General features: G+C 68.6%; 19 protein-coding genes. 10 read left to right on the plus strand and 9 right to left on the minus strand.

Annotation, left to right across the window (positions count from 1 at the left end; genetic code table 11):
- The first annotated feature begins 25 nt into the window (after nt 1-25).
- Nucleotides 26-751 (plus strand): glutathione S-transferase N-terminal domain-containing protein, encoded by a 726-nt coding sequence (locus Q8R27_RS04815; protein WP_305697936.1) that lies wholly within the window; start codon nt 26-28, stop codon nt 749-751.
- Nucleotides 752-755: 4 nt separating this feature from the next.
- Here the strand turns inward: Q8R27_RS04815 and Q8R27_RS04820 are convergent, their stop codons facing one another.
- Both Q8R27_RS04820 and purU read right to left on the minus strand, forming a co-directional pair.
- Nucleotides 756-2,087, minus strand: a complete 1,332-nt coding sequence (locus Q8R27_RS04820; RefSeq protein WP_305697937.1) for an anthranilate synthase component I family protein — start codon at nt 2,085-2,087, stop codon at nt 756-758.
- 51 nt (nt 2,088-2,138) lie between these two features.
- Nucleotides 2,139-3,029 (minus strand): formyltetrahydrofolate deformylase, encoded by an 891-nt coding sequence (purU, locus tag Q8R27_RS04825; RefSeq protein ID WP_305697938.1) that lies wholly within the window; start codon nt 3,027-3,029, stop codon nt 2,139-2,141.
- 144 nt (nt 3,030-3,173) lie between these two features.
- Here purU and Q8R27_RS04830 point away from each other — a divergent pair, with 144 nt between their 5' ends.
- The 5 genes from Q8R27_RS04830 (at nt 3,174) to Q8R27_RS04850 (ending at nt 8,603) form a co-directional block, all read left to right on the plus strand.
- Nucleotides 3,174-3,722 (plus strand): MOSC domain-containing protein, encoded by a 549-nt coding sequence (locus Q8R27_RS04830; protein WP_305697939.1) that lies wholly within the window; start codon nt 3,174-3,176, stop codon nt 3,720-3,722.
- Between the two features lie 89 nt (nt 3,723-3,811).
- The gene (locus Q8R27_RS04835) at nt 3,812-5,899 is read left to right on the plus strand and encodes a M13 family metallopeptidase (protein ID WP_305697940.1); all 2,088 of its coding nucleotides are present in this window, start codon (nt 3,812-3,814) and stop codon (nt 5,897-5,899) included.
- Between the two features lie 22 nt (nt 5,900-5,921).
- Nucleotides 5,922-6,710: an RNA methyltransferase gene (locus Q8R27_RS04840; RefSeq protein ID WP_305697941.1), complete on the plus strand. Its 789-nt coding sequence runs from the start codon at nt 5,922-5,924 to the stop codon at nt 6,708-6,710.
- Between the two features lie 41 nt (nt 6,711-6,751).
- On the plus strand, nt 6,752-7,741 hold the full coding sequence (locus Q8R27_RS04845) for an FAD-binding oxidoreductase (RefSeq protein ID WP_305697942.1): 990 nt from the start codon (nt 6,752-6,754) through the stop codon (nt 7,739-7,741).
- A 34-nt stretch (nt 7,742-7,775) separates the two neighbouring features.
- Nucleotides 7,776-8,603, plus strand: coding sequence for a transglycosylase SLT domain-containing protein (locus Q8R27_RS04850; RefSeq protein ID WP_305697943.1), 828 nt, complete (start codon nt 7,776-7,778; stop codon nt 8,601-8,603).
- A 4-nt stretch (nt 8,604-8,607) separates the two neighbouring features.
- On the opposite strand, the gene Q8R27_RS04855 is transcribed toward Q8R27_RS04850, so the two are convergent.
- Nucleotides 8,608-10,413 (minus strand): ATP-binding protein, encoded by a 1,806-nt coding sequence (locus tag Q8R27_RS04855; RefSeq protein WP_305697944.1) that lies wholly within the window; start codon nt 10,411-10,413, stop codon nt 8,608-8,610.
- 188 nt (nt 10,414-10,601) lie between these two features.
- Here Q8R27_RS04855 and Q8R27_RS04860 point away from each other — a divergent pair, with 188 nt between their 5' ends.
- Both Q8R27_RS04860 and Q8R27_RS04865 read left to right on the plus strand, forming a co-directional pair.
- Nucleotides 10,602-11,750 (plus strand): DUF2336 domain-containing protein, encoded by a 1,149-nt coding sequence (locus tag Q8R27_RS04860; protein WP_305697945.1) that lies wholly within the window; start codon nt 10,602-10,604, stop codon nt 11,748-11,750.
- A 127-nt stretch (nt 11,751-11,877) separates the two neighbouring features.
- Nucleotides 11,878-12,693, plus strand: coding sequence for an NUDIX domain-containing protein (locus Q8R27_RS04865; protein WP_305697951.1), 816 nt, complete (start codon nt 11,878-11,880; stop codon nt 12,691-12,693).
- Between the two features lie 87 nt (nt 12,694-12,780).
- On the opposite strand, the gene Q8R27_RS04870 is transcribed toward Q8R27_RS04865, so the two are convergent.
- The 3 genes from Q8R27_RS04870 to Q8R27_RS04880 all read right to left on the minus strand — a co-directional run bounded on the left by Q8R27_RS04870 (nt 12,781) and on the right by Q8R27_RS04880 (nt 15,272).
- Nucleotides 12,781-13,263, minus strand: coding sequence for an Hpt domain-containing protein (locus Q8R27_RS04870; RefSeq protein WP_305595285.1), 483 nt, complete (start codon nt 13,261-13,263; stop codon nt 12,781-12,783).
- Nucleotides 13,264-13,339: 76 nt separating this feature from the next.
- Nucleotides 13,340-14,122, minus strand: coding sequence for an NAD kinase (locus Q8R27_RS04875; RefSeq protein WP_305697946.1), 783 nt, complete (start codon nt 14,120-14,122; stop codon nt 13,340-13,342).
- A 34-nt stretch (nt 14,123-14,156) separates the two neighbouring features.
- Complete coding sequence (locus Q8R27_RS04880; protein ID WP_371134647.1) at nt 14,157-15,272, minus strand: DUF2336 domain-containing protein; 1,116 nt, start codon at nt 15,270-15,272, stop codon at nt 14,157-14,159.
- A gap of 330 nt (nt 15,273-15,602) precedes the next feature.
- Here Q8R27_RS04880 and Q8R27_RS04885 point away from each other — a divergent pair, with 330 nt between their 5' ends.
- Together Q8R27_RS04885 and Q8R27_RS04890 are read left to right on the plus strand one after the other, a co-directional pair.
- Nucleotides 15,603-16,754, plus strand: a complete 1,152-nt coding sequence (locus Q8R27_RS04885) for an efflux RND transporter periplasmic adaptor subunit (protein ID WP_305697948.1) — start codon at nt 15,603-15,605, stop codon at nt 16,752-16,754.
- A complete protein-coding gene (locus Q8R27_RS04890) occupies nt 16,754-19,918 on the plus strand; it encodes an efflux RND transporter permease subunit (protein ID WP_305697952.1) in 3,165 nt (1,054 codons plus the stop codon). The genes Q8R27_RS04885 and Q8R27_RS04890 overlap by 1 nt, the downstream gene beginning before the upstream one ends.
- A gap of 184 nt (nt 19,919-20,102) precedes the next feature.
- On the opposite strand, the gene Q8R27_RS04895 is transcribed toward Q8R27_RS04890, so the two are convergent.
- The 3 genes from Q8R27_RS04895 to Q8R27_RS04905 are packed head-to-tail and all read right to left on the minus strand — an operon-like array spanning nt 20,103 to nt 21,885.
- A complete protein-coding gene (locus tag Q8R27_RS04895) occupies nt 20,103-20,612 on the minus strand; it encodes a cytochrome c family protein (protein WP_305697949.1) in 510 nt (169 codons plus the stop codon).
- A gap of 53 nt (nt 20,613-20,665) precedes the next feature.
- Nucleotides 20,666-21,130, minus strand: a complete 465-nt coding sequence (locus tag Q8R27_RS04900) for a YaiI/YqxD family protein (protein WP_305697953.1) — start codon at nt 21,128-21,130, stop codon at nt 20,666-20,668.
- Between the two features lie 5 nt (nt 21,131-21,135).
- Nucleotides 21,136-21,885 (minus strand): LOG family protein, encoded by a 750-nt coding sequence (locus Q8R27_RS04905; RefSeq protein ID WP_305697954.1) that lies wholly within the window; start codon nt 21,883-21,885, stop codon nt 21,136-21,138.
- Between the last annotated feature and the right edge of the window lie 145 nt (nt 21,886-22,030).

The following is a 22,030-nucleotide window of genomic DNA, read 5'->3' on the forward strand; positions in this document are numbered from 1 at the left end:
CAGGGAATGACTAGGGAGACGCGCCATGATCGACCTGCACTACTGGCCCACGCCGAACGGCAAGAAGGTGACCATCCTGCTGGAGGAGCTGGGGACGCCGTACAACATCGTCGACTGCAATATCGGCAAGGGCGACCAGTTCACCGACGCCTTCCTCAAGATCGGCCCGAACAACCGGATGCCGGTGCTTGTCGACCACGAGCCCTTGGGCGGCGGCGAGCCGATCAGCATCTTCGAGTCCGGTGCGATCATGATGTATCTGGCCGAAAAGGCAGGCCGTTTCTTCCCGCAGGATCCGCGCGGCAAGTACGCGGTGACTCAATGGGTCATGTGGCAGATGGCCAACCAGGGCCCGAAGATGGGCGAAAACGGCCACTTCCGCCGCCTGGGCCCCGAGCACGGCGAGCAGGCCTATGCGCGCCGCCGCTTCGACGACGAGGCGAACCGCCTCTACGGCGTGCTCAACACGCGCCTGCACCAGAGCCGCTACCTGGCGGGCGACGAGTACAGCATCGCCGACATGATCGCCTATCCCTGGTCGGCCAACTGGACAGGGCAGGGCCAGGACGTCGAGGAGTTCAAGCATTTCAAGCGCTGGCATGAGGAACTTGCGGCGCGTCCTGGGGTCCAGCGCGGCATGGCCGTGGCCCCCCGCGTGACCCCGGAGGATCCCGCCACCCTCTCTCCCGAGGAGCAGGAGCGCCGCCGCAAGATGATCTACAACCAGCGCGCTCGACCAATTCCGGCCTGAGGCGTCAGCCCCGCAGGGCGGTGTCGAGCGCGGCGATCTTCGCCTCGGTCTCGCGCCGTTCTGCGGACGGCAGGCTATCGGCGACGATACCGGCGCCCGCGCGCGCCTCCACCCGCCAGCCGCCCTCATCCTGGGTGAACGCCGCTGTGCGGATCAGCACGCTGGAATCCATCGCGCCGTCGAACCCCAGGTGGACCATCGCGCCGAAGAACGGTCCGCGCGGCGCCTCGAGGCCCGCGATCACCCGCATCGCCTGCACCTTCGGCGCCCCGGTGATCGAGCCGGGCGGGAATGACGCCCGTAGCAGGTCGCAGGCCCCGTTCCCCGCCGCCAGCACGCCGGTCACCGTGGAGACCAGGTGGTGGACGTTGGCGAAGCTCTCCACCGCGAACAGGCTGGGCGCGGCGACGCTGCCGGGTGCGCAGACACGCGCCAGGTCGTTGCGCATCAGATCGACAATCATCAGGTTCTCGGCGCGGTCCTTCAGCGACGCCGCGAGGCCCTCGGCCAGCGCCGCATCGCACGCGGGGTCGGCGCTGCGCGGCGCGGTCCCCTTGATCGGCTGTGTCTCCACGTGCAGGGCGCCATTGTGCGGCGTCACCTTCAGGAACCGCTCCGGCGAGTTCGACACCACCGCGCGGCCGGGCAGCCGCAGGTAGCTGGCGAACGGGGCGGGGCTCGCGAACGCCAGTCGGGCGAACGCCCCATAGGGCCGGCCATTCGCTTTCAGTCGCCCGCGCCAGCGCCGGGCGATATTGGCCTGGAAGATCTCGCCGGCGCCGATCCGCTCGACCACCTCGGCCACCGCCGCCTCGTAGGCGTGACCATCGTCCGCCTGCAGGGGCGACTGCATCACCGCGGTCGGCGGTACATCGATCTCCAGCCAGCCAAGCGCCCCCAACGCCCGGGTGCGCGCCCGGGCGGCGTCGGGGCCGCGCCCGATCGCCAGCACGCGGCGCTCCGCATGATCAAACGCCAGCAGCGCCGCATAGAGCCCGCACGCGACGTCTGGCCAACCTTCGAAGCGCTCCAGCCCTAGTTGCTCCACCTGGTCGCCGAGTTCGTAGCAGAGCAGTCCCGCGACGCCGCCCTGGAACGGCGGCCCGCCCGCAGTTCCGGCGCACGTCTCGCCCACCAAACCCGCCAAAGCGGCGAACGCATCGCCCCCGTCGGCCGGGCCAAGGGTCAGGGTCTCCAGTGGCTGGCGCATCAGGTACGACCAGCGGGCGCCCACGCCCCCCGACAGCAGGCATAGCGTCCAGGGCTCTTCGGCGAAGGGCGCGAGCGCTTCCGCGGGTTCGCGCCACCCGGTCTCGATGATCTCGGTGGACCTCATGCCGGCGCCCATAGCCCGGCCCGGCGCCGCCCGCCAGCGGCGCGCCTGCGTCTAGTGGAAGATCACCGTGCGCGAGCCGTTCAACAGCACCCGATGCTCGGCGTGCCACTTGATCGCGCGGGCCAGCACCAGGCTCTCGAGGTCGCGGCCCACCGCCACATAGTCGTTGACCGACAGATTGTGGGTCACCCGCTCGACCGCCTGTTCGATGATCGGACCCTCGTCCAGGTCCTGGGTGACGAAGTGCGCCGTCGCCCCGATCAACTTCACGCCCCGCCGGTGCGCGGCGTGGTAGGGACGCGCGCCGATGAAGCTCGGCAGGAATGAGTGGTGGATGTTGATCACCTGGCCGGGATGGCGCGCGCACATCTCCGGCGACAGGATCTGCATGTAGCGGGCGAGTACGAACAGCTCCACCCCGTGCGCGGCGGCCAGTGCGTCGATCGCCGCCTCCTGCGTCGCCTTGGTCTGCGCTGTCACCGGCAGATGGTGGAACGGCAGGCCGTGGCTGGTCACGAGCTCGGCGAAGTCGGGGTGGTTCGACACCACCGCCTTGATGTCGATCGGCAGGGCGCCGCTGCGCCAGCGAAACAGCAAATCGTTCAGGCAGTGGCCCAGCCGCGAGACGAGCAACAGGGTCGGCGTGCGCCGGTTCATGTCGAAGAACTGCGCATCCATGCCGTAGTTGGCCGCCACGGGGGCGAACGCCGCGCGGATGTCGTTCAGAGTGCGGCCCTGGGTGGACTCGAAGCCGGTGCGCAGGAAGAAGCGGCCGTTCTCGCGATCGCCGTACTGCGCGCTCTCGATGATGTTGCAACCGTTCTCCACCAGCACCCGCGACACGTCGGCGACGATGCCGATGCGGTCTGGGCACGACAGGCTGAGCAGCAGCGGCGCCGCGGGCTCCTCGGCCGACGGCCGCAGCGGGATATCGATGGGCATGAGTGGTCTTGGCGTGGTGATCGGTGACGCGAAATGACGCGGGAATCCTTGTAGAACCGCAAACGTGACCGTGTCCGCAACACTCCTCGTCGATCAGGCGAAGCGCGTTTCGCGTCTCGCTCGTCCCATTCGTGGGGCGGCGGCGTGACCGACCAGTGCGAAGTCGTCGCCGTCAGCCGCGCCAGGGGCCACCGGTTCTCCAAGCCGAATCAGCTATCCATCCGCCTGGTGGCCGGGCTGGGCGTCGAGGGCGACGCCCACGCCGGGGCCGCGGTCAAACACCGCTCCCGCGTCATGCGCGACCCGACCGCGCCGAACCTGCGTCAGGTGCATCTGATGCAAGCCGAACTGCACGAGGAGCTGCGCGCCGCCGGCTTTCCCGTCGAGGCCGGCCAGCTCGGCGAGAACGTCACCACCCGCGGTCTCGACCTGCTGGCGCTGCCTGCAGGCGCCCGGTTGCGACTGGGCGGTGAGGCCGTGATCGAGGTCACCGGCCTGCGCAACCCTTGCATCCAACTTGACCGCTTTCAGCCGGGCCTGATGGCCGCCACGCTCGGCCGCGACGCCGCCGGCGGCCTGGTGCGTAAGGCTGGCGTCATGGCGGTGGTGGTGGCCGGAGGCGACGTGCATCCGGGAGACGCCATCGAGGTGCAGCTCCCCGCTGGCCCGTTCCGCGCCCTGGGTGTCGTGTGACGCGCCGGTCTGGTTTGCGACAGGCGGCGATGCCACAAAGGCTATGGGCGTCCGCTCAGACGACGCCGACAAGATCGGGGAGGGCCGCGATGAGCTTCTGGCGACGTTCGGTGCTGGCGGCCTGCGTCCCGCTGTTGCTCGGCGCCTGCGCCACGTCCGTTCCAGCCGAACCGCCGATCGCCGCCACGGGGCCGCAATACGGGACTTTCGGTTTCGACGTCGCCGGGATGGATCCCAAGGTCTCGGCAGGGGACGATTTCTTCGACTACGCAAACGGTCGCTGGGTGCAGACCGTCGAGATCCCCCCGGACCGGTCCAGCGTCAACACCTTCACCCAGTTGCGTGAGATCGCATCCCAGCGCACGGCGGCGATCATCGCCGAAGCCGGGCGTTCGAACGAGCCGGCCGGCTCCAACGCCCAGCGGATCGGCGACTACTACGCGAGCTTCATGGACGAGGCGGCGATCGAGGCCGCCGCCGCCGCGCCGCTCCGCCCGGAGCTGGATCGCATCGCCGCCATACATTCGCGCGCCGATCTCGCCCGCGAACTTGGCGCAACGCTCCGCGCCGACGTCGACCCGCTGAACAGCACCGACCTCTACACCGATCGTCTGTTCGGCCTTTGGGTGGCGGAGGACCTGCACGACACGACCCGCTATCTGCCGTACCTGATGCAAGGCGGCCTGGGACTGCCTGACCGGGAATACTACCTTTCCGATACGCAACGGTTCCGCGAGCTGCGCACCGCCTACCAGGCCCATGTCGCGGCGATGTTGACGCTCGCGGGCTACGACCTTGCCGACCAGCGCGCCGGCCGCATCCTCGCCCTGGAGCTCGCCATCGCGCGGGCGCACTGGTCGGGCGTCGACACCACTGATGTCGCCAAGGCCGATGTCCGCTGGACCCCTGCCCAGTTCGCCGCCAAGGCGCCGGGGCTGGACTGGAGCGCCTACTTCGCCACAGCCGGTCTTAGGGGGCAGCCGGCGATTGGGGTTTGGCAATCGACGGCGATCACGGGGATCGCGCGCCTCGTCGGCTCCGAGCCGATCGACACGTGGAAGGACTATCTCGCCTACCACGCCGTCTCCCGCGCAGCGGCGTTCCTGCCCAAGGCCTACGCGGACGCCGATTTCGCCTTCTCCGGCCGCCTGCTCAACGGCACGCCCGAACAGCCGGCCCGCTGGAAGCGCGCCGTCGACCACACCAACACTGCGCTCGGCGACGCGATCGGCCGGCTGTACGCGGAACGCTACTTCCCGCCGGCCGCCAAGGCCGAGGCCCAGGCCATGGTTGAGAACATCCGCGCAGCCTTCGATCGCAGGATCGTCGGCCTCGACTGGATGAGCCCCGGCACCCGCGCGAAGGCGCGCGAAAAGCTCGCCAGAATGCGCGTCGGCATCGGCTACCCGGACAACTGGCGCGACTATTCGGGTCTGGAGATCGTGCGCGGCGACGCCTACGGCAATCAGGTTCGGGCGGAGCTGTTCGAGCACCACCGCAACCTGGCCAAGCTGGGCAAGCCCGTCGACCGTTCCGAATGGTTCATGTGGCCCCAGGAGGTGAACGCCCTCAACGCGCCGCTGCAGAACTCGGTGATATTCCCCGCCGCCATCCTGCAGCCGCCGTTCTTCGATCCCCTGGCCGATCCGGCGGTGAACTACGGCGCCATCGGCGGCATCATCGGCCATGAGATCAGCCACGGTTTCGACGACACCGGTGCGCTGTTCGACGCCGAGGGCAGGCTGCACAACTGGTGGACGCCGCAGGATATGGCGCACTTCGCCGAGCGCGGCCGCGCCCTGGTCGCCCAGTACGACGGCTACCGGCCGTTCGCCGACGCCGGCGTCAGCGGCGAGCTGACCCTGGGCGAGAACATCGCCGACCTGGGCGGCGTCAGCGTCGCCTATGACGCCTACCAGATCTTGCTGAAGGGACGCCCCGCCCCGGTGTTGGGCGGCTTCACCGGGGATCAGCGGTTCTTCCTCGGCTGGGCGCAGAACTACCGCTCCAAGCACCGTGAGGCGTCGCTGCGCCGCGCCCTGGTCACCGACGTCCACGCGCCAGGCGAATACCGCGCCGACACCGTGCGCAACCTCGACGCCTGGTACGCGGCCTTCTCGGTGAAGTCAGGCGAGAAGCTGCATCTCGCGCCGGATCAACGCGTGCGCATCTGGTGAGCCCCACGCCGGCCGCATCGCGATGATCGAACCCGTCGATGATCCTGACGACCCGCGTCTTGAAGCTTATCGCGGGGTGCGTGAGCGCGATCTGGTCGGTCGGCAGGGCCGCTTCATCGCCGAAGGGCAGGTGGTGCTGGAACGGCTGGTCGCCCAGTCGCGACACCAGACCCTGTCCGTCCTGATCGCCGCCAAGCGCCTGGAAGCCCTCCAGCCGATCCTCGAACGCCTACCGTCCGACACCCCAATCTATTCGGCGTCGCAAGCCGTGATGGATGCGGTGGTCGGCTTCCACATCCACCGTGGCATCCTGGCGCTCGCCGCGGCCGCGCCGCAGGCTGATCCCGCAGGCCTGCTCCAGACCCTCGGCGAGGACGCGCTGGTAGTGGTGCTGTGCGGGGTGGCCAATCACGACAACATGGGCGGGGTGTTCCGCAACGCCGCCGCCTTTGGAGTGGGCGCGGTGTTGCTCGACGCCCACTGCTGCGACCCTCTGTATCGCAAGGCCATCCGGGTTTCGGTTGGCGGCGTGCTCAGCGTGCCCTTCGCGCGATTGGCGGCCGACGCTGATCTTCCGCGCACGCTGGCCGAGGCGGGCTTCCAGGGCCTCGCCCTGTCGCCCGGCGGGTCGATGACGCTTGCGCAGGTGCGTCGGGAGAGGCGCTGCGCGGTGGTGTTCGGGACTGAGGGAGAAGGGCTGCCCGCCGATCTCCTGACCCGGATGGCGAGCGTACGCATCCCGATGTCGCACGGTTTCGATTCGCTCAATCTCGCCACCACCAGCGGGATCGTGCTGCATCAGCTGGCCTGACAGCCCTTGATTTCCCCGCGCCGAGCCGCTCGTTAGCAGCCATGCATCGCACGCGCAAAGTGGTGGTGGCCGGCGCCGGCGCCCTGGGCCTGACCAGCGCGCTCGCGCTCGCCCGCGCCGGCTGCGACGTCAGCGTGCTGGATCCTGCGGCGTGGGGCGAAAACGCCTCCGGCGTCGCCGCCGGCATGCTCGCCCCGGCGTTCGAAGCCGCCCTCGATCCCCTGTCGCGGCCGCACTTCGCCTTGCTGCGCGACGCCCGAGACCTTTGGACCTCGCTGGCCAGGGAGATCGGCCTGGAGATCGACCGGACGCCGGCGCTCGCGGTTGGCGATGACGCCTGGCTCGCTGGCCTCCGTGCAGCCTTCGCCGCCATCGGCGCGCCGCTCGCCGACACGGCAGCCGGCGTGCAGAGCCCCGACGACTGGCGCATCGAGGCAAATTACGCGCTGGACGCCTTGCGCGCGGCGGCTCAGGCGCACGGGGTGCGCTTCATGCGCGGTAAGGCCGCTCGCACCCAGGACACCGACTTTCTGGTGATCGCCACCGGCGCGGCGCATGAGCTCGCCACCCTAGCGCCGGAGCTGAATCGACTTCAGCCGATCAAGGGTCACATCCTGCATTACCCCGGTGGGCTCGACACGGTGATCCGGACCGCCGACGCCTACGCCGCTCCGTCGGCGCGCGGACGCCTGGTCGGCGCGAGCATGGAGACCGGCCGCGACGACCTCGACGTCGATCCCACCCAGGTGGCGATCCTGCACGCCGCCGCCCAGCGCCTGTTCCGCGACGTAGCGGACCTCGAGCCGCAGGTGAGGGTCGGCGTGCGCGCAGGCGCGCCCGACGGCCTGCCGCTGGTCGGACCCGCCGCGACGCCGGGCGTGCTGATCGCGGCCGGCGCGCGCCGCAACGGCTGGCTGCTGGCGCCGCTGGTCGCGCGGATGATCGCCGCCTACGCCATGGGCGATGACCCCGGGCCGCATGCTGCGACCTTGCATCCCAAGCGTTTCGAGGCCGCCACCGGGATCGCTTAGGCTTCGCTTAACCATGTCCGTTCACGACTGCCATATGGCAGTGCAGGGCATCCGGGGAGTCGTCGAGGCCGCGATCCAACGCGCGTCGACCGCCACCGGCGTGGACTTCAGCTTCCTGGTGCGCACCGCGGGCCGCGAGAGCGGCATGAACCCCAGGGCCAAGGCGCCCACATCGTCTGCCGCAGGACTGTTCCAGTTCGTCGAGCAGACCTGGCTAAGCACTCTCAAGCAGCACGGCGCCAAATACGGCTACGCCCGCTACGCCGAACTGATCGTCAAAGGCTCCGACGGCCGCTACCGGGTCACTGGACCTGAGGCCCGCAAGACCGTCATGGACCTGCGGCTCGACCCACATGCGGCGTCGCTGATGGCGGGTGAACTGACCTCCGACCATGCGGCCTACCTGCGTGGCCGGGTCGGGCGGGCGCCGACCTCCGGCGAACTCTACGCCGCCCACTTCCTCGGGCCGCAGGGCTCGGCGCGCCTGATCGAAGCGATGCGCACCCAGCCGGGCGCAGCAGCGGCCTCGATCTTCCCCGACGCCGCGGGCGCCAACCGATCGATCTTCTACACCAAGGGCCGTGCGGCGACCGTCGCTGAGGTCTACGCCAATCTCACGCGGACCGGCGGCTCGGCCCCAGCCGTCGAGTCGGCGCCTCGGCCCGCCCAGGACGACGGCGGCTTCATCCAATACGCTTCGGCCCGTCGCCAGACCCGCATCGACCAGGAGCAGGCGCTTGTCCAGATGATCCTGCGCGGGCCTCAGGAGCCCGACACGGGGTCCGGCGCCAGTCGCCTGACTGGCTCGCTGTTCACCAGCGAGATGCTGCGCGTCCTCGCCGACGCGCGCGACAAGAGCTGATCCCTTAGGCGACCCGCCGCGTGCGCGGCGTGCGCTCCACTGCTCTGGCGTCGGCCACGGCGCGCGCCACCGTCGACAGGCTCACCGGCTTGCGCAGGACGGCGTCCGCGCCGGCCTGGGTGCATTCCGCCGCCTCGTCTGCGTCGCCGCCGATCACCGCGATGATCGGGGCGAGGCCGGCGGCGCCGGGCAGGGCGCGGATCGCCGCGGTGGTCTGCGGCCCGCCCATGTTCGGCATCCGTCCGTCGATCATCACCAGGTCGAAATCGCACACCGTGGCCAGATCGACCGCGCGGCGTCCGTCCACGGCGTGCACGACCTGGTGGCCGAGCTGCTCCAGGATCGCGCGCAGCATCGCGGCGTTGAGCTGGTCGTCCTCGGCGATGAGGATGCGCATCGATCCGCGTTCGGCCTTGGCCTTGTCCGACGCGGCCGCGGGTGCGGCGGCAAGCTCGGGCTCGGCCGCTGCGTCGAAGGGCATCTCCAGGCGGAAGCAACTTCCCACGCCCGGCGCGCTGTGCGCCGTCAGCTCGCCGCCCATCAGCCGCGCCAGTTGCCGGGCCAACGACAGGCCCAGCCCGGCGCCGGAGGTGCCGGCGCTGGTCCGCTCGATCCGATGGAAGGGCTCGAACGCCCGCTCCATCTCCTCAGGTGTCAGGCCGGGGCCGGTGTCGGCGATCTCGATCGCCAGCCGGTTCTCGCCGACCCGCTCTATGCGCGCCTCGATGCGGCCGCGGATGGTGAACTTCACTGCATTGCCGATCAGGTTGGCGAGGATCTGACGCACCCGCGTCGGATCGGCGACGCCGGCGCCGTGGCGAAGCTCGTCCAGGTCGGCCGGTACGTGCAGGGTGAATTCAAGCCCCTTGGCCGCGGCGTTCGGCCGGTTCAGCAACACCAGGTCGTGGACCAGCGAGACCGGCTCGAAGCAGCGGATCTCCACCGCCAGCCGGCCGCTCTCGGCGGTCTCGGAATCCAGTGTGGTGTTGAGCACCGCGATCAGATCGTTGGCTGCGTCCAGCGCCGCGGACAACTGCTCGCGGGATGGGGCCGAACGCCCGCCGCGCCCCGCCGCCGCCGCCAGCACGTGGGCCACGCCGCTCAGGCCGTTGCGGATCTCATGCGAGAGCGTGGACACCAGATCGGACTTCGACTGCGCCAGGCGTCGCGCCTCTTCGACGGTGCCCGCCCGTTCGGCGATCAGCATCTCGCGGTCGGCGGCCAGCGCGAACTGTCGTCGCAACAGCCGGTTCAGCATCAGCGACAGCGCGAACGCCAGCGCCAGCGCGCCCCAGCCCTGCACGGCGAGCTCGCGGCCCTCGGAGCTGGTGAACAGCAAGATCAGCGGGCCGGACGCGATCGCCGGCCCGACGATGAGCAGGCTCGGCAGCCAGGTGGAGGTGAAGAAGATGCAGATCACCGCGCCGGCCAGAGCCACCAGCATCAACGCCTCGCGCGCCGGTCCGGCGTTGTCGGCGAATAGCGCCACATGGCCGATCACCGCGGCCCAGATAAGCCCGGCCAGCACGTGCACCCGGCCGCGCAAAGTGAGGTTCGCGGCCTGCGGCTGCTTCAGCCAGTTCACCACCGCGTAGAACGCCGCCCAGGCGATCGCGAAGATCGCGAAGCTGCCGGTCATCCAGACGCTATTGGGCGCGTGACTGCCGGCCCAGACGTAGATCGGCAGGCTGATCCCGAACGCCCCTAGCGCATAGGGCAGCAGGGCGGTCTGGGCCTCCAGCGCCTGCTGGGTGACGGAGTGTCCGCCTCGGGTTGTGTCGAGCGCAGTGGCATCGGTCTGAAACGTCACGGCGCGCCCTTTTTGGAGATCGCCTGAAACTACGCCGTCTCGGTTTGCGCGCGGTTACCCGACATCGTTAATCCACAACTCCAGGACGTTGCGCCGATCGTGTCGACGCAGACCCGTTCAGCAATCAATCGTTAAGCCTAACCGTCAATGATCAGGCAGGACTTGCGGGCTAAGGGGACCAAGGCCAGATGGCGAACACCCGCGCGGCGTTAACGGACGAAGATCTCCGTACGCTGGTGAAAGGCGCGACGCCCGACGAGCGCGCTGTCGCCGCCCACAAGCTTTGCCGCACCATCGAGGCGGCCGAGCTTGATCCCGAAGAGCGCGAGCGCGCCCACGACATCTTGAGGGTGATGGCCACCGACGCCGCCGAGCTGGTGCGTCGCGCCGTGGCCGTGACCTTGAAGAATTCACCCGCGCTGCCGAGGGACGTGGCGCTCAAGCTCGCCCGTGACGTCGACGGCGTCGCCCTGCCGATCCTCAGTTTCTCGCCCGCCTTCACGGACGAGGACCTGGCCGAGATCATCCGTCTGGGTGAGCCGATCCGTCAGGTCGCCGTGGCCAAGCGGCCGGCGCTGTCGTCCACCGTCACTGACGTGATCGCCGAAGTCGGCGTCGAACGCGCGGTGGAGGCCGCCTGCGCCAACGACAACGCCCACTTCGCCGAGCGATCCCTGCAGAAGGTCATCGATCGCTTCGAACAGTCCGAGCGTGTTTTGTCGGCGATGGCCTACCGCAACACCTTGCCGCTGGCGGTGACCGAGAAGTTGGTCGAGCTGGTCAGCGAAAAGGTGCTCGACCACCTCGTCAGCGCCCATGCCCTGTCGCCGGACCTGGCGCTGCAGATCGCGCTGGGCGCCAAGGAACGCGCCACCATCGACCTCGTCGATCAGGCGGGCCGCGCCGCCGACATGCGCAGCTTCGTGGCGCACCTCAACAAGCACGAGCGGCTTACGGCATCGCTGCTGCTGCGCGCGCTGGTTCACGGGCACATGACGTTCTTCGAGTGGTCGCTCGCCGAGCTCGCCTCGATCCCACACCACCGCACCTGGCTGATGATCCACGACGCGGGCCCCCTGGGCCTTCGCGCCATCTACGAGCGGGCAGGGCTGCCGGCGCGTCTGCTCCCGGCGTTCCGCGCCGGGGTCGACGCCTATCACTCGATGTCGTTCGACGGGTCCGCCGGCGAGCGCAAGCGCTTCCAGGAGCACCTGATGCAGCGCTTCCTCACCCAACCGCACACCGCCGTGCGCGAGGATGTGGAATATCTGCTCGAGAAGATGGACCGCGTCGCCGCTGAAGCACGCCGGCCCGCCAACGCGCGCAACGCCGCGTGATGGTCAACACGACCTGCATCTTCCTGTAATCACTGACGTAATATCTGCTGACTAATTTCTGTCGCCCGGCTCAAAATGCAGTCGTGCACGGCTTGCGGCGATGAGCGATTTCGCACAAGCTGGCGAAATGCCTAGCACGCCCCAAACCGACACGCCCGAACCCGTCACGCCCCGCGCCGCCGCGACCATCATGCTGCTGCGCGACGAGCCCGGCTTCGAAGTCCTGATGGTCAAACGCCATCACCAGATCGACTTCGCGTCGGGCGCTCTGGTGTTCCCGGGCGGCAAGAGCCATGCGGGCGACCACGATCAGGCCTGGCGCGACTGGACGATCGGCTGGGACGACCATGACGCCGACCAGCGGGGCTTGCGCATCGCCGCCATCCGCGAGGTCTTTGAAGAGGCCGGCATCCTGCTCGCCCGCCATTCCGACGGCCGCTCGATCGGCGGCGAGGCCTGTCCGATGGAGGTGCGCAAGGCGGTGGACGCCGGTGAGACAGCCTTCCTCGACGTGGTCCGCGATCTCGACGCCAAGCTGGACCTGGGCGCGCTCACGGTGTTCGCCCACTGGGTCACGCCGCAGTGGATGCCCAAGCGCTTCGATACCTGGTTCTATACGGCCAAGGCGCCGGACGACCAGCTCGCAGCCTGCGACGGGCATGAGACGGTGGACGCCGAATGGATCGCGCCGTCCGAGGCGGTGCGCCTGGCGCTGACGGGCGAGAAGAACGTCATCTTCCCGACCCGCATGAATCTGCAGTTGCTGGCCGAAGCGGCCGATGCCGGCGATGCGGTCGTGCGTGCCGGTGCGCGCACCATCGTCACAGTGCAGCCCAAGCTGCTGGAGAAGGACGGGAGTCGCTTCCTCGTGCTGCCCCTGGACGCCGGTTACGGCGATGTGGCCGAACCCATGGCCGCGCCCGCGCCAGCCGGCGCCGCCTAGGTTGTTCCGGATTGGCTAGGCTGAACTAGAGCCAGCCCTTCTCCCCTTGCGGAAGAAGGACGCGGAATGGGTCGGGCCTATCCCGCCTCAGGCTCCGGATTCGGTGACCCGGCGTTCCAGTTCCTGGATCAGGATCTGACCGACCGGGTGTTGGTCGGTGCGGATATCGTCGCGGATCGCCGCCTTCACCGCGTCGATGTGGGCGTCGATCAGCACCATCGGCGCCTCGACGCGCTTCTCCTTGTCGTCGATCAGCTTGCACAGCGAACCGGCGATGCGGGTGATCAGCGGGAATTCGTACGTCGCGCCCAGGCCCTTCAGGTCATGGGCGCGCAGGTAAAGCGACTCCATGGTCTCGGGCGTCGCGCCTTCGGTCTTCACCCGCTGGCGGGCGGCTTCGAGCTTGGTCACTTCGTCCTGCAGCCATTGGGCGAAATTGCCGGACAGGCTCTTCAGAGCCGCCTCGGCCTTGGCGATGGCGCTCGGATCGATAGCGCCGAAGCGACCGCCGACCTTTAGACGAAGGGTGTTCGGGACCTGGATCACCTGTCCAGAGTTCTGCTGGCTCACGAGCGGTCTCCTAGAGAATTCTGCCCGTAAGATAGGTGGGATGCGTTAATAACCCATGAGGCTCAGGCGACTGTTTTCAGACGGAAAACTGCTCGGCCAGCATGCGCTCTTCCAGGCTCCGTCCCGCATCAAACAGCATCGTCAAGCTGACGCTCCGATCCTCGGTGACGCTGACGTCGATAACGTCACGCACCTCGAAATTGTCGGCCACCGCGCTGACCGGTCGCTTCTCGGCCTCCAGGATCTGGAACTGCACGGTGGCGGCGTGCGGCAGCAGCGCGCCGCGCCAGCGCCTGGGACGGAACGCGCTGATCGGGGTCAGGGCCAGCACCTTGGCGTCGAGCGGAATGATCGGTCCGTGCGCCGACAGGTTGTAGGCGGTGGAGCCCGCCGGCGTCGCCAGCATCGCCCCGTCGCACTGCAACTCGTCCATCCGCGTCTTGCCGTCGATGAGGATCCGCAGCTTGGCGGTCTGGCGCGTCTGGCGCAGCAGCGACACCTCGTTGATCGCCAGCGCCTCGTGCGCTCTGCCGTCGGCGTCGATTGCGGTCATCCGCAGCGGATGGATCACCGCGCGCTCGGCCGCCTCGATGCGCTCCAGCAGGTGATCCTCGCTGTACTCGTTCATCAGGAATCCGACCGAGCCGCGGTTCATGCCGTAGATCGGCTTGGGCTCGTCGATGCGGGCATGCAGCGTCTCGAGCATGAAGCCGTCGCCGCCCAGGGCGACGATCACGCGCGCCTCGCCAGGCGCCGCGCCGCCATAGCGGCCGATCAGTCGTTCGCGCGCTTCCTGCGCCTCAGGGCGGTCGCTGGCGACGAAGGCGACGCGGTTCACGAGAGGCTCGAGTTTCGACATTTCGCCGCCACAAGCGCCCAGCCCGAGCGGCTTGTCAAACCGTGCGGATGGCTTGGCGGAAGGCGGCTCCGGCGACCGCCGGCGAGAACGATCCGAACGCGCCGATCGCACGCCGCGCGCCCTCGTCGCCACCGTCGGGGTGGCCGCCGTTCAGCCGTCGCACGAGGTCCAGGATCGTCGGGAACACGCTCCGGTCGATGGCCACTGCAGCGCAGGCCAGGCCCAACAGTTCCGGTTGTTTGCTGTCGATCGCGCGTCGCACATCATCGGCTTCGAACCGGCCAAGCGCCGCGAGCGCAGTGACGAACAGGCTGAGCTTGCGCTCACGCAACGCCCGCAGCAGGTATCCCGGCCGCAGTTGTCCCGCACTCTGCAGCTTGGCGACCAGCCGCCGCTCCATGTCCTCGCGCTCGTCCTCGCGCGTCCAGACCACGGCGCTGGACGCTTCGTTGACGATTCCGCCGTGCGCCTCGCGCACTGCGTCGGCCAGCACGGCGTCCAGCGCCGCCGTGTCCAGGCGGAAGCGGCTGGCCAGCGACTGACGAAGCGATTGGCCGATCCAGACGTAAAGTTGTTGGGCGAGGTCAGTGGTCAATTCCGGGTGGCGGACCAGCGGTGATCGCAGCGAGGCGATGCGCCGCGACGCCTCCACCAGTTTCACCATGTCCGCGGGGGTCAGGTGTGTGGCTGTATTGGCGGCGAGGGCGGTCAATACCGCCGGCTCCGCCTGTTGCAGGATGGCGGCCACGACGGGCGGGCCAAGCCTCGGCCGGCGCGCCACTTCGATCTGATGGTCCAGCGTGGCTTCGAGCAGCAGGCGGACCAGGTCCTGGTCCTTGAGCACAGGACTCGCCGCGATGATCGGCGCGGCGATCTCTATGTCGTCCAGCGCCAGCACGTTGACCAGCGCCGCAGGCGCCCACGCGGCGCTCGCCAACTTCTCGGCGAGACGCTTGCGGATATCGCGTTCGGCCTCGACGACGACGCTCATGAAGATCGAGGAGAGCAGCGCCTGCACGGGCGGCGCGTTCATCACCCGTCCGCTTTGGCTCGTGTCGCACAATTCCACGAGCGCCAGCAGCAGGTGCCCCCGGTCGGCGGGGGCCCGGCTTCTCGCGAGTTGCAGCAGGCTGTCGGTGCTCGCGGCCACGCCCAATCCACGATCCGTCTGTTGATGTCGGTTAAGCCACCGTGACCATCATCTCAGGGTATAAAAACATGCTTAACGCCACCTCGCCATCCGGCTTCACGTCGTGCCTGGGTTTGCGGGTAAGACGCGATTGACCAGCAGCTTCGCTTTGGCGTCGAACGCCTGGAACGCGGGGTATTTCAGCGCCGCAACCTACAGCCATAGTTCTGTTACTGGACGGGGCGCATAAGGACCCCCTAAGAGGCGCTTTAAATCCTTGATTGATAAGCGCCTGCGGCGACGGAGTTCGACGGTTTGCTACGACGGCATTTCTTCCTCGCGGGCGCCTTGGTGATCCTTCTCGCCATGATCGTCGTCGGCGGGCTGAAGCTGGCGACACGTCACTCCGGCCCTAACCAGGCGGCCGCCGGCGCGCCCGCAGGCAAGGGCGGCCCAGGCGGACCTGGCGGGCGCGGCGGCATGGCCGCCCAGGTCTCGACCACCACGGTGACCGAACGCACCTTCGTCGAGGCCATCGACGTCCTCGGCGTCGCCAAGGGGCGCCAGTCCGTCACCCTCAGCGCGGCGGCGACCCAGCTTGTGCAAAAGGTCAACTTCACCGACGGCCAGAGCGTTGGGCGCGGCGCGGTGCTCGTCGAGTTGAAGGATTCCGAGCAGGACGCCGGTCTGGAACAGGCGCGGGCCAAGCTCGTCCAGGCCCAGCGCGCCTACGATCGTTGGAAGGCCCTGTCGGCCAAGGGCTTCGCGGCCAAGGCGTCCGTCGATCAGTATGAGGCCGACTATCAGAGCGCCGTCGCGGACGTGCGCGCCGCCGAAGCCCGCCGCAACGACCGGCTGATCCGCGCGCCGTTCGCCGGCGTCGTCGGACTTTCGGACATCGCTCCCGGCGCGCTGGTCAATCCAGGCGCGGTGATCGCCACCCTGGACGATCTGTCGGCGGTGCGCGTCGATTTCGAAGTTCCAGAACGCTACGTCGCCTCGCTGCGGGACGGCCAGCCGATCGTCGCCCACGCCGACGCCTATCCCGACCAGGCCATCGCCGGGCGGATCGCCAAGCTCGACACCCGGGTCGACCCGAACACTCACGCCATCACCGCCCGCGCCGAATTCCCCAATCCCGGGGGCAGGCTGCGTCCCGGGATGCTGATGCGCGTCGCCATCGCGCGCGGTGAACATCAGGGCCTGTCGGCGCAGGAATCGGCAGTTTCCGTGCAGGGCGATTCGGCCTTCGTGTTTGTGCTGGTCACCCAAGGCGAGCGTACGGTCGCCGAACGGCGCCCGGTGGTCACGGGTGAGCGGCAGCAAGGCTATGTCGAGCTGATCGAAGGCGTGCAGGCCGGTGATCGCATCGTCGCCGATGGGCTCAACAAGGTGCAGAGCGGGCAGACGGTGAAGGTTGTCGGTCAGGGCTCGGCGCGACCGCGCGCCGGTGCAGGCGGCGGCGCTCCCGTTTCGACGCCGCCGAGGCGACCTACGGCATGATGCTGTCGGACGTCTCCGTTCGTCGGCCTGTGCTCGCGGCGGTCGCCGCGATCATCCTGTGCGTGATCGGCGCGGCGGCCTTCATCACCCTTCCGGTGCGCGAACTGCCCAGCGTCGACCCGCCCATCGTCTCGGTGCAGACCAACTATCGCGGCGCCTCAGCCGAGGTCATCGAAGAGCGTATCACCGAAGTCATCGAACAGCAGGTCGCTGGTATCGAGGGCATCGACCGGGTGAACTCCTCGTCACGCGACGGCGTCTCGCGGATCAATATCTCCTTCACCCTCGACCGTAACCTGGATACGGCCGCCAACGACGTGCGCGACGCGGTCTCACGGGTGATTGCGCGCCTTCCCGATCAGGCCGATGCGCCGCAGATCGCCAAGGCCGACGCCGACGCCCAACCGATCATGTTCCTGAGCTTCAGCTCGACGAAGCTGAACCGGCTCGAACTCACCGACTACGCCCAACGCTACCTGGTGGAGCGGTTCTCCACCGTACCCGGCGTCGCCGCCGTCGGCGTCGGCGGGGCGCAGACCTACACCATGCGCATCTGGCTGGACCCAGAAGCGATGGCCGCGCGCGGGGTGACAGTCGACGATGTCGAGAACGCTCTGAACAGCCAGAACCTCGAGCTGCCGGCAGGTTCGCTGGAGGCGCCGGCGAAGGATTTCACCATCCGCGTCGCCCGCGGCTATTCAACGCCGGCACAGTTCGCCCAGCTCCCGGTGGTCCCCGCCAGCCGGACCGCCAGTGCGACGACGGGGTCCAGTTCCGCCCCCTACGTCACCAGGCTTGGCGACATCGCCAGGGTGGAGGAGGGGCCTGACGAGCGACGTCGCTCGTTCCGCTCCAACGGCCGCGAACTGGTCAGCCTGCCGATCACCCGCCAGTCGCAGGCCAATGACCTGGATATTTCCCATGGCGTGCGCGAACAGCTCCCGGAGATCAATCGTTCGTTGCCGGCCGGCACTAAGCTCGAGGTGGCGATCGACTTCACCCAGTTCACGGAGGAAGCGATCAAAGAAGTGTGGATCACCATGGGCATCTCGCTCGGGCTGGTGGCCATCGTGAACTTCCTGTTCCTGGGCACCTGGCGCGCGGCGCTGATCCCGTCGATCGTCGCCCCGATCTGCATCCTGTCGGCGTTCATCGTGATGGCCCCATTGGGCTTCTCAATCAACTTGCTGACCCTGTTGGCCCTGGTGCTGGCCATCGGCCTGGTGGTCGACGACGCCATCGTGGTGGTCGAGAATATCCAACGCCGCATCGACGAGGGCGAGCCGCCGCTGATCGCCGCCCAGCGCGGCGCGCGCCAGGTGTTCTTCGCCGTGGTGGCGACGACGGTCGTGCTGATTTCGGTGTTCGCGCCGCTGATGTTCATGCCTGGCTACATCGGCCGGTTGTTCGTGGAGCTCGCGGTGGCGATCACCGCGGCGGTCGCGTTCTCGGCGTTGTTGGCGCTCAGCCTGTCGCCGATGCTGGCCTCGAAGCTGCTTCGCCCCGCCAAGGGCGAGGGCTGGGTCGCGCGTAGCGTCGACGACGGCATGACGCGGCTGCGCAATTCCTACCACGCGACGCTTGAGATGATGCTGGGCCGCCGTGTGGCCAGCATCGCCACCTCGCTGGTCGTCCTGGTGCTGGCGTTGATGGCTGTGGGCGTGTTCGCCTCGCTGCCCCGCGAGCTGGTGCCGAACGAGGACCGCCGGCGGGTGAACTACAACATCAGCGGGCCCGAAGGCGCCGGCTACGACTACACCAAGGCCGCCAGCGCGCAGGTGGAGGCGCGGCTGCTGAAGCTGCTCGCCGACGGGGTGATCCAGCGTTACGTGCTGTCGACGCCGGGCTTTGGTTCGTCCCAGTTCAACACCGCCGGCGGCAACGCCATCCTCAGCCCGGACGCCAAGATAACCTCCGAGGAACTGGCCGCCCAGCTCAACCGCGAACTCAGTTCGGTGACCTCTGCGCGGGTCGTGGCCTCCGTCCAGCCGAGCCTCCAACGCGGCGGAGGGGGCGGCGGTGGCGGCGGTGGGGCCAGCGTGTCGGTGATCGTGCTGGGCAACGAATATCCCGAGATCGAGCGCTCGGCGAAAATCCTGATGCAGGCGGCGGAGGGTAACCCGGGCTTGGCGCGGGCGCGCCTCGACTACGAACCGACCTCGCCGCGCCTGCTGGTCAATGTCGATCGCGACCGCGCCCTGTCGTTGGGCGTCTCGGCCCAGGCCATTGGGCGCGCGCTGGAGACCATGTTCGGCTCGCGCAAGGTCACCACCTACATCCGCAACGGCCAGGAATACGACGTCATCCTGCAGACCGATCGCGAGCGCCGCGAGAGCGAGAGCGACCTGCGCAAACTCTATGTCCGCTCCGCGTCCGGCGACGCCGTGCCGCTGTCGTCTGTAGTCACCACACAGGTGCGCGGCGACACCCCCGACCGATCGCGCCTCGACCGACTGCGATCGATCTCGGTCCAGGTGCAGCTCAACCCCGGCTACACGGTGGGCGAGGCGGTGAGCTTCTTCCAGGCGGAGATCGCCAAGCAGCCAGGGCTGACCATCAAGTGGGGCGGTCAGGCGCGCGACTACCTCGAAGCCGGCGGGGCGGTCGGGCTCGCCTTCGCAATGGCGCTGCTACTGGTGTTTCTGGTCCTCGCCGCTCAGTTCGAAAGCTGGATACATCCGGCGGTGATCATGCTCACCGTGCCGGTTGCGGCGCTTGGCGGGCTGTTCGGCCTGCTGATCGCCGGCTCGACGGTCAACACCTACAGCCAGATCGGGCTGATCATCCTGGTCGGCATCGCCGCCAAGAACGGCATCCTGATCGTCGAGTTCGCCAACCAACTGCGCGACCGCGGCCTGTCGATCCGCGAGGCGGTGATCGAATCGGCCTCGCTCCGGCTGCGCCCGATCATCATGACCTCGATCTCAGCCGCCGCCGGTGCGGTGCCGCTGATCCTGTGGGGCGGCGCGGGCGGCGCCAGCCGCAAGACAATCGGCGTGGTGATCTTCTTCGGCGCGATCTTCACCACCCTGGTGACGCTGTTCGTGGTGCCGGTGTTCTACAACATGCTGGCTCGCTTCACGAAGTCGCCCCAGGCGACCGCGCGGCGCATCGAGGCCTTTGAGACCATGGAAGAAACCCGTCCCGCCAACGCCGCCGAATAGGCGCGTCGATGGCGGCGACCGGCGGGGGAGCGCCGGCCGCGGCGCGAAGCGGGCGGGCTTGGCGGACCCCATCCGCGCCCGATCTCCGTCGCGCCAGGTTTGGGGGCGGGCGCGACATCGGCGCGACCCGACAGATGCAATGACCAGCCGCGCCGCACAACGATGGGCTGCACTATGGAACCCGTCAAGGTTGTGTCTTGGGTTCCGTTACGGCAGGTTTGCCGGCGCCAGTCTCGACTTTCAAGTAGGCGATCAGGTCGACGCGGTCCTTCTCCGCCTTGATGCCGGCGAACGACATCTTTGTGCCTGGGAGGAAGGTCCGCGGGTTGGTCAACCATTGATCCAGGTGTGCGCCGTCCCAGACGAAACCGGCGGCCTTCACCGCATCCGAATAGGCGAAACCTTCGACCGAGCCCGCCTTGCGGCCGAACACGCCGTAGAGGTTAGGCCCGGTCATGTTGCGCCCGCCCGGCGCGATCGTGTGGCACGAGCGGCAGACCCCGAATTGGCGTTCTCCGTTCTCCAGGTCGCCGGTGTTGTACGGGGCTGGCAGGCTGGCCAGCGCCGCCTGCTTCTCGGCCGGGCTCAACGTCACCTCGACTGTGGTCTTCGATGCGCCGCCCGACGGCCCACAGGCCGAGACCAGCAGCCCAGACGACAGGCAGATCGCCGCGAGGGCGCTCGAACGACTCATGCTGCTCACACTCCTGGGCACGTTTCCACGCTAGCCTCGCCGGCGGATGGCCGCTAGCGGGGCCGCGCCGCGCGCCGTCGTTGCTCCTGGTTGACCATCTGGTCGAGCGCCTGGAGGAAGCGTGAACGGTCATTGCGATCGAAGGGCTTCGGCCCGCCGATGATGTCGCCGGTCGATCGAAGCTGCTCCATCAATGCCCGCTGGGCGATCGCCGAGCCGATCGAGTCGACGGTGAACGGCCGCCCGGTGGGCGCGACGGCCGCAGCCCCGGCCTGCAGCGCGCGTTCCGCCAGCGGTATATCCTGGGTGACCACGATGTCGCCCGCGCCGGCATGCTCGGCGATCCAGTCGTCGGCGGCGTCGGGGCCTGCGTCGACCACCACCCGCTCAACCAGCGGCGAGGTCGGCGCCATCAGGAAGCTGTTGGCCACCACCCAGGTCTTCAGGCCATAGCGCTGCGCCACCTTGTAGATCTCGTCCTTCACCGGGCAGGCGTCGGCGTCGATGAAGATCTCGATCGGTTTCACGGCTCGGCCACCCCGCGCGCGACGAGCAGGCTCCAGACCTCCTCGGCGCTCTCGGCGAAGTCGAACAGCTTCAGGTCGCCAGGCGCCACCATGCCCGCCTCAGCGAGGCCTTCGAACGAGATGATCCGCGTCCAGTAGTCCCGATTGAACAGCACCACCGGCAGCGGCGCGCTCTTTCCGGTTTGCATCAGGGTGAGCAGCTCGAACATCTCGTCCAGCGTGCCGAACCCGCCGGGGAAGACCACCAGCGCGCGGGCCCGCGCCGCCAGATGCATCTTGCGCATCGCAAAATAGTGGAAGCGGAAGGTCAGCTCCGGCGTCGTGAACGGGTTTGGCTGCTGTTCGGTCGGCAGGGTGATGTTGAAGCCGATGCTGGGCGCGCCGGTCTCCATCGCCCCGCGGTTCGCCGCTTCCATCACGCCTGGGCCGCCGCCGGTGGCGATTACGTTGTCGCGCCAGCGGTCGCGCGGCGCCAACGCCCCGCCGCGCAGCGAGGCGATCCGTCCGAACGCGCGCGCCGCCTCGTAGAACGGGACCTGCCTGCTGCGCAGCTCGGCGTAGGCGATCTCGTCCGGCGTTTGAGCCGCGTCGGTGAGCGCCTGCGCCTGCTCTGGGGAGGGGATGCGCGCGCTGCCGAAGACGATCAGCGTCGAGCGGATGCCCCATTCGCGCAGCAGCACGTCGGCCTTTTCCCACTCCAACTGAAAGCGCACGCCGCGCATCTCTTCGCTGAGCAGGAAGTCCATGTCGAACGCCGGCAGCCGATAACTGTGCGCGTCCAGCTGCGCCTGATTGCTGGCGGTCGGCGGCGCGCCGGAGTCGGTGGCGGGCAGCGTCTTGGCGGAAGGTTCTTCCGAGGCAGGTCTGTCGCTCATCCGTCGTCCTGCTCGC

Origin of the sequence: Phenylobacterium sp., assembly GCF_030697305.1 — a bacterium.
Taxonomy (GTDB): Bacteria; Pseudomonadota; Alphaproteobacteria; order Caulobacterales; family Caulobacteraceae; genus Phenylobacterium.

Coding starts and splice junctions, on each gene's coding strand:
- Q8R27_RS04815 (WP_305697936.1), top strand. CDS start 26: ATGATCGACCTGCACTACTGGCCCACGCCGAACGGCAAGAAGGTGACC.
- Q8R27_RS04820 (WP_305697937.1), bottom strand. CDS start 2,087: ATGAGGTCCACCGAGATCATCGAGACCGGGTGGCGCGAACCCGCGGAA.
- purU (WP_305697938.1), bottom strand. CDS start 3,029: ATGCCCATCGATATCCCGCTGCGGCCGTCGGCCGAGGAGCCCGCGGCG.
- Q8R27_RS04835 (WP_305697940.1), top strand. CDS start 3,812: ATGAGCTTCTGGCGACGTTCGGTGCTGGCGGCCTGCGTCCCGCTGTTG.
- Q8R27_RS04840 (WP_305697941.1), top strand. CDS start 5,922: ATGATCGAACCCGTCGATGATCCTGACGACCCGCGTCTTGAAGCTTAT.
- Q8R27_RS04845 (WP_305697942.1), top strand. CDS start 6,752: ATGCATCGCACGCGCAAAGTGGTGGTGGCCGGCGCCGGCGCCCTGGGC.
- Q8R27_RS04850 (WP_305697943.1), top strand. CDS start 7,776: ATGGCAGTGCAGGGCATCCGGGGAGTCGTCGAGGCCGCGATCCAACGC.
- Q8R27_RS04860 (WP_305697945.1), top strand. CDS start 10,602: ATGGCGAACACCCGCGCGGCGTTAACGGACGAAGATCTCCGTACGCTG.
- Q8R27_RS04865 (WP_305697951.1), top strand. CDS start 11,878: ATGCCTAGCACGCCCCAAACCGACACGCCCGAACCCGTCACGCCCCGC.
- Q8R27_RS04875 (WP_305697946.1), bottom strand. CDS start 14,122: ATGTCGAAACTCGAGCCTCTCGTGAACCGCGTCGCCTTCGTCGCCAGC.
- Q8R27_RS04890 (WP_305697952.1), top strand. CDS start 16,754: ATGCTGTCGGACGTCTCCGTTCGTCGGCCTGTGCTCGCGGCGGTCGCC.
- Q8R27_RS04895 (WP_305697949.1), bottom strand. CDS start 20,612: ATGAGTCGTTCGAGCGCCCTCGCGGCGATCTGCCTGTCGTCTGGGCTG.
- Q8R27_RS04905 (WP_305697954.1), bottom strand. CDS start 21,885: ATGGACTTCCTGCTCAGCGAAGAGATGCGCGGCGTGCGCTTTCAGTTG.